General features: G+C 70.1%; 6 protein-coding genes and 1 pseudogene. 5 read left to right on the top strand and 2 right to left on the bottom strand.

Annotation, left to right across the window (positions count from 1 at the left end):
* The first annotated feature begins 268 nt into the window (after positions 1–268).
* Together ACZ6JY_RS39750 and ACZ6JY_RS39755 are read left to right on the top strand one after the other, a co-directional pair.
* Positions 269–1,186 (top strand): zinc-binding dehydrogenase, encoded by a 918-nt coding sequence (locus ACZ6JY_RS39750; protein ID WP_469204345.1) that lies wholly within the window; start codon positions 269–271, stop codon positions 1,184–1,186.
* 85 nt (positions 1,187–1,271) lie between these two features.
* Positions 1,272–2,189: an AraC family transcriptional regulator gene (locus ACZ6JY_RS39755; protein WP_469204347.1), complete on the top strand. Its 918-nt coding sequence runs from the start codon at positions 1,272–1,274 to the stop codon at positions 2,187–2,189.
* Positions 2,190–2,270: 81 nt separating this feature from the next.
* Here the strand turns inward: ACZ6JY_RS39755 and ACZ6JY_RS39760 are convergent, their stop codons facing one another.
* Positions 2,271–2,651 (bottom strand): MerR family transcriptional regulator, encoded by a 381-nt coding sequence (locus tag ACZ6JY_RS39760; RefSeq protein ID WP_469204349.1) that lies wholly within the window; start codon positions 2,649–2,651, stop codon positions 2,271–2,273.
* Between the two features lie 321 nt (positions 2,652–2,972).
* Between ACZ6JY_RS39760 and ACZ6JY_RS39765 the strand changes: the two genes are divergently transcribed.
* The gene (locus ACZ6JY_RS39765; protein WP_469204351.1) at positions 2,973–3,920 is read left to right on the top strand and encodes an alpha/beta hydrolase family protein; all 948 of its coding nucleotides are present in this window, start codon (positions 2,973–2,975) and stop codon (positions 3,918–3,920) included.
* A 100-nt stretch (positions 3,921–4,020) separates the two neighbouring features.
* Here the strand turns inward: ACZ6JY_RS39765 and ACZ6JY_RS39770 are convergent, their stop codons facing one another.
* Entirely contained in the window at positions 4,021–4,377 is a 357-nt protein-coding gene (locus ACZ6JY_RS39770) for a MerR family transcriptional regulator (RefSeq protein ID WP_469204353.1), read from the bottom strand.
* Positions 4,378–4,601: 224 nt separating this feature from the next.
* Between ACZ6JY_RS39770 and ACZ6JY_RS39775 the strand changes: the two genes are divergently transcribed.
* The gene (locus ACZ6JY_RS39775; RefSeq protein ID WP_469204355.1) at positions 4,602–5,507 is read left to right on the top strand and encodes an NADP-dependent oxidoreductase; all 906 of its coding nucleotides are present in this window, start codon (positions 4,602–4,604) and stop codon (positions 5,505–5,507) included.
* 299 nt (positions 5,508–5,806) lie between these two features.
* Positions 5,807–6,012: pseudogene (locus ACZ6JY_RS39780) on the top strand (hypothetical protein); the annotation flags it as partial.

Consider the following 6,012-nt stretch of genomic DNA (forward strand, 5'->3'; position numbering starts at 1 on the left):
GTGACGGCACCCAAGACGCTCCGCGGGACGTGCGGGGTTCCAGGGCCGGGCGCGTTTCCGCAGGTCCGTAGAGCCTGCGGTACCCCGAGCCCCGTTACCAGGAAGCCGCACTGACACAGATCGTCAACTGGTTGATCCTCACGGGGCTGGTCGCTGTCCCGGTCCTGCGAAAGGGTTCCAAGAAGGTGGCAGTGCGGCATTTGCGCACTCGATCTGTTGCCGCGCCGAGTGTTCAGGCGCATCCACGAGAGAAGGAGACACACCCCCTATGCGCGCCCTTGTGGTCGATCACAGTGAGGCCGGACCCGTCCGGTTCGCCGATGTCGATGAGCCCGTACCGTCCACCGGTGAGGCGCTGGTGGAGATACGGCACATCGGTCTCAACTTCGGAGAGCTGAATTACGTGCAACAGTGGCCGGCCGGCGCTGTGCACGGGCACGACGCGGCCGGCATCGTGGTGCGCGCCGCATCCGACGGCTCGGGGCCACCCGAAGGTACGCGCGTCGCCGTGGGAATGGCTCCCCACGCGTGGGCGGAACGGGTGGCAGTGAGCCCCGCCTCGCTCGGCACCGTACCCGCGGCCGTGGACCTGGCCGACGCCGCAGCGCTGGGGATCGCCGGGGTCACCCCATTCCGGGTGCTGCGCAAGCGTTCCCTGCTGGCGCGCGACGTGCTGATCACCGGCGCCAGCGGGGGCGTGGGGCACTTCGCCGTCCAACTGGCGGCGCTGGCGGGCGCCCGGGTGACGGCACTCGTCGGCTCGCCGGAGCGGGCCGCCGGACTCCGCGAACTCGGCGCCGACAGGGTCCTGACCGACCTGACCGACCTGGCCGAGACCGGGGACCGGTTCGACCTCGTCCTGGACACGGTCGGCGGGCCGCTGGTGGCCCAGGCGTGGAGTTCCCTCGCCGAGGGCGGCACCATCCACCTGGTCGGTTACTCCTCGGGGCAGGAGACCACCTTCCCGTCAGGGACCTTGTTCGGCTTCGGCGAGCCCCGCAGCATCGCCACCTACGGCGACATGACACCGACCGGCGGGGAGCTGACGGACCTGCTGGGCCTCATGGCCGCCGGGAGGCTCTCGGCACCGGTCGGACTGCGAGGCGACTGGCAGGACGTGGGCGACGCCGTCCAGGCGCTGTTCGCGCGGAAGGTGCACGGAAAGGTCGTTCTTGACGTCGCCTGAAGCTGTGGACGAGGGCACACGCGTCGTCGGCCGTCGGCTGTGGGCCGTCGGTGGGCGGTTCTCGGCGGTGAACGAGAATGGCCCCATGGATGTGCTGGCGGAGGTCTTGCGTGTTGCGGGTGCGCGTGGGGCGCTCGGGGTCATGCTGAAGGCCGGAGGAACCTGGGGCCTGTGGCTGGACTCCTCTCCAGGAGCGGCACTGCACGTGGTGTCCCGCGGCACCATGTGGCTCCACGTCCCGGGCGAGAAACCTCTTCAGGTGCAGGCCGGAGACGCCGTACTGGTGTCGCCGGGCACCGCACACGGGATAGCCGGCGGCGCCGACGTGACGATGGGCTCCTGCGACCGGGAAGAGGCGGCCCGGGCTTTCGGCGATGGCCGGGCCCTGCGGCTGGGCTCCGCTCCGGTACAGACGGAAGTCATCGTCCTGCACTACGAGCAGGACCCGGAGGTGCGCACACCGGTGCTCACCTCCCTCGCTCGGCCGATGCACGTCACGGCCCGGGAGAACGCGCAGCTCAGAAGGACCGTCGAACTTCTCGCCGCTGAGCTCGCACAGCCGCAGATCGGCACCACCGCCGCCATCAACAGCATCGTCGACCTTCTGCTCGTCCAGTTCGTACGCGCCTGGCTGGCCCGCCACCCGCAGGAGCAGTCCGGCTCATGGCTGGGAGCGATGCGTGATCCGGTCGTGCGCGACGCCCTGGCATGTGTCCACGCCCGACCGGAACACCCATGGACCACGGAGACCCTGGCCGCCGCGACGAGCGTCTCCCGGGCCACGCTGTCCAGGCGATTCCGTTCCGCCCTCGGACAGACGCCGGGCGCGTACGTGACGCAGTGGCGCATCGACCTGGCGTCCGTCCGGCTCCGCGATACCGATGAGCCGGTCGAGTCGATCTCGGGCGCGGTCGGATACGGCTCCCCGCACGCTTTCAGCCGTGCCTTCAGACGTGCCCGAGGCACGGCCCCGGGCGAGTACCGCTCTCGACTCCGCAAGTGAACCGGCCTCGGGAGAGGCCGTGGGACCGGTGGGCTCCCATGGTGAGATGTCGCGAATTCCTCGACAGGCGTCGACGCAGCTCTATGCCTGCGCGTCCCGCCGGCAGGGGGCACCGGTGTGCATGTTGGACGAGGCACCGTCGATGACGGAGCTGAGCCGGTCGCGGGCGTGGGCGAGGTCTGCGATGCGCCGGTCGAGGTGCTCGCGTTCCGCGCCCAGGCGTTGGAGGAGCTCGGGGGTGGCCTTGCCGTCGACGACGCAGGGCGTCAGTTCGGCGATGGCCTTGCTGCTCAGTCCGGCGGCGTACAGCTGGCGGATGAGGCGGATCCGGTCGACGGCGCTCTCCGTGTAGTGGCGCTGGCCACTGCCGCTGCGCTCAGCGGTGAGCAGGCTCTGTTCCTCGTAGTACCGCAGGGCCCGGGTGGTGACGCCCGTGCGGCGGGCGAGTTCCCCGATCCGCATTTCCGCCCCCTCTCCTTCATGCGTTGTGGCTCACACTCACTTGCCTCTCACGTCAACGTCAAGTTTTACGGTAACTCGTGTGCCCACCACGGGCGAACGGTCCAATACATCACCGGCAGCCTGGCCGTCACCGCCGACGGCGTCGACTCCGGCGGCACGTACCGCGGGGCAGGGCGCCCGCACCTTCGTCGACCACGCCCCCTCTCACCGAACCAGACCGGACCGGACCGAACCGGGACAAGCTCGGCCACCTCAACGCCGAACGCATCCTCGGCCTCCCCCGAGCCCCGAACCGCCTCCCGCTGAAAGGCAGATACACGCATGACCACGCACGACCACGCACCCACGACCGGCCTCACCGGCCCTGCCCTCTCCTCCACCGTGTCCGTCAAGCCGCTCGTGCTGAGCGCCCCACAGCGGGGTGAGGACCTGCACGTCCGCATCACCGCCCCCACCACCGGTACCAGCCTGCCCGTCGTGCTCTTCGCCCACGGCTTCGGCTCCGACCTGGACGGCTACGCGCCCCTGGTCGACCACTGGGCTTCCGGCGGCTTCGTCGTCATCCAGGCCACCCACCTGGACTCCAAGCGGCTCGCCCTGGCCGCCGATGACCCCCGCCGGCCCCAGATGTGGCGCTACCGGGTACAGGACATGCGGCGCGTCCTCGACGAGCTCACCACCCTGGAGGCGGCCGTGCCGGGCCTGTCGGGCCGCATGGACCCCAGCCGCATCGTCGCGGCCGGGCACTCCTTCGGCGGCCAGACCGCCGGCATCCTGGTGGGCCTGCGCGTCACCGACACGCACACCCGCGCGGCCGAGGACCTCTCCGATGCCCGGGTCATGGCCAGCATCCAACTGGCCACCGCCGGCAAGGGCGGCGACGAGCTGACCCCCTTCGCCCACGACAACCTGCCCTGGCTGCGCGACCAGGACTTCTCCCACATCACAGCCCCCGGCCTCGTCGTCGCCGGAGACAAGGACGACCTCCCGCTCTCCACTCGGGGCCCGGCCTGGACAACCGACCCCTACACCCTCAGCCACGGCAACAAGAGCCTCCTGACCGTCCACGGCGGAGAGCACTTCCTCGGCGGCATCTCCGGCCACCAGGCAGCGGAGACCACCGACGAGAACCCCGACCGTGTCGCCCTCGTCCAGCAGGTCACCCTCGCCTACCTGCGCCACATCACCGGAATCGACCACACCGACTGGCAGAACGCCCAAACGGTCCTGTCATCCGGCCACCCGCTGGGACACCTCGAATCCAAGTGACCCCGCCACCCTGAGACGCGCGTCCTACCGCCCCTGACGACGGCCGGAACACGACTGCACGCAGCTGGGCGGCCGGCGGCGTCGATGTACTTCGGGTTGGTCAGTCCTGCGCCACGTTCGCCGCGGTCACATTCTCGATCACGTGGCCGAGTTTGGTCTTGGCCCGGGTCAGGTCCGCGATGCGTGCGGCGATGCGGTCGCGTTCGGTGGTGAGCTGGTCGAGCATGGCGGGGGTCGCGACGCCGGTGCTCACGCACGGCAGGAGTTCGACGACGGTACGGCTGGAGAGGCCGGCCGCGAAGAGGTCCTGGATGAGCTGGACCCGCTCCAGGGCCTCGTCGGGATAGTCACGCTGCCCACCGGGCGTCCGCGCCGATTCCAGGAGCCGCTGTTCCTCGTAGTAGCGCAGGGCCCGCACGCTGACCCCTGACCGCCTGGCGAGCTGTCCGATGCGCATGACGCAGGGCACTCCCTTCCCGCTCGTACCTCACGTTGACGTCAGGTTCAGGCTAGCAATACTGGCTCCGGGGGCTGCGCTGGGGGCCGATCGAACGCTGCCCCGCCGGACGGCAGTTGCGGCTTGCTCGAGTTGCGGCTTGCACCTCACGTCAACGTCAGGTTCTAGAGTGACGAGCGTCGAACGAACACGTCGTTCCGGCCCGTCAAAGTAAGGCAGACATCATGCGCGCAGCCCAGTTCCACGCATACGGCGGAGCGGAGAGCCTGGTGATCGAGCAGGTTCCCGACCCCCGCCCCGGACCCGGTGAGATCCGTGTCCGCGTCGCGGCAGCCGGCGTCAATCCCATCGACTGGAAGCTGCGCTCCGGCGCCCTGCACCAGATCTTCCCCCTGGAACTGCCCGCCATTCCCGGGCGCGACGGCGCCGGTGTGGTCGACGAGATCGGCGACGGGGTGCAGGGGGTGAGCATCGGCGACCGCGTCTTCGGACTGGGCGGTGTCACCGGGGCGACCGCGGAGCTGCTCATCCTCTCGGCCTGGGCGCACACCCCCGCCACGTGGAATGACGAGCAGGCCGCCGGTGCCGGTCTCGCGTCAGTGACCGCGATGGGTGGACTGAACGCGCTCGGCCCCCTCGCGGGACGCACCCTCCTCGTCGAGGGCGCCGCCGGAGGCGTGGGCAGCGCGGCGGTCGAGATCGCGGTGGCGCGAGGTGCCACGGTGATCGGGACGGCCAGTGAACGCAACCACGAGTTCCTCACCACTCTCGGCGCCGTTCCCACCACCTACGGCCCCGGCCTCGCACAGCGCCTCGCCACCCTCGCTCCGCACGGCGTCGACATCGCGCTCGACACCGCGGCCTCCGGCTCCCTGGACGACCTCGTCGCGATCACAGGTGACCCGAAGCGCGTCGCGACGGTCGCCGACCTCGCGGGCGGGCAGCGCCTGGGCACGCATGTGGCCAACGCGGAGAACGACTCCACTCTCCTGTCCGCGGCGGCGGAACTGGGCGGGCAAGGCCGCTACACACCCCGTATCGAACAGGCCTATCCCCTGGACCGGATCGCCGACGCCCACGCGCACGCCGAGCGCGGACGCACCCGAGGAAAGATCGTGATCTGCATCTGAACAGGCCCGGGGGGGGCGGTCCGGAGCGGCCGATCTCCATGGCGCCTCGTCAAACAGGCCGGCGGCGGTGAGGTCCTGCTCGCGCAGCGGGGTTGATGTGCTCGGTCAGGTACGGCGAGATGTGCGCCAGGTCACCGTTTCGAGTATCTCTCTGGATACCGGCTCATCGCTGAACGCCCGCACGGTCCGGCGACTTTGATCAACTTTTCTCGTCCGAGGGGGTGTGCGCCCGCGCATTCGGGGCAACCGCTCCTCGAACGGGGAAGGACGACATCGTAGAGAGACAAGGGGCGGGTCAGATGATCACCGTGACGGAGCCGGACCGGACGCAGACGACCCAGGCGACGCAGAGCGAACGGACACCCGCCGAACGAACGCCCGCCGAACCGACGCTCGCTGAACAGGCGCTGACCGAGCAGGCCCTGGCCGACCCCGCATCCGTGGCACCCCGCGACGCCCGCACCGTCTCCAAACACCTCTTCGACCGCCTCACCCACCTCGAAGA

Source organism: Streptomyces sp. NPDC046335 (assembly GCF_055587985.1).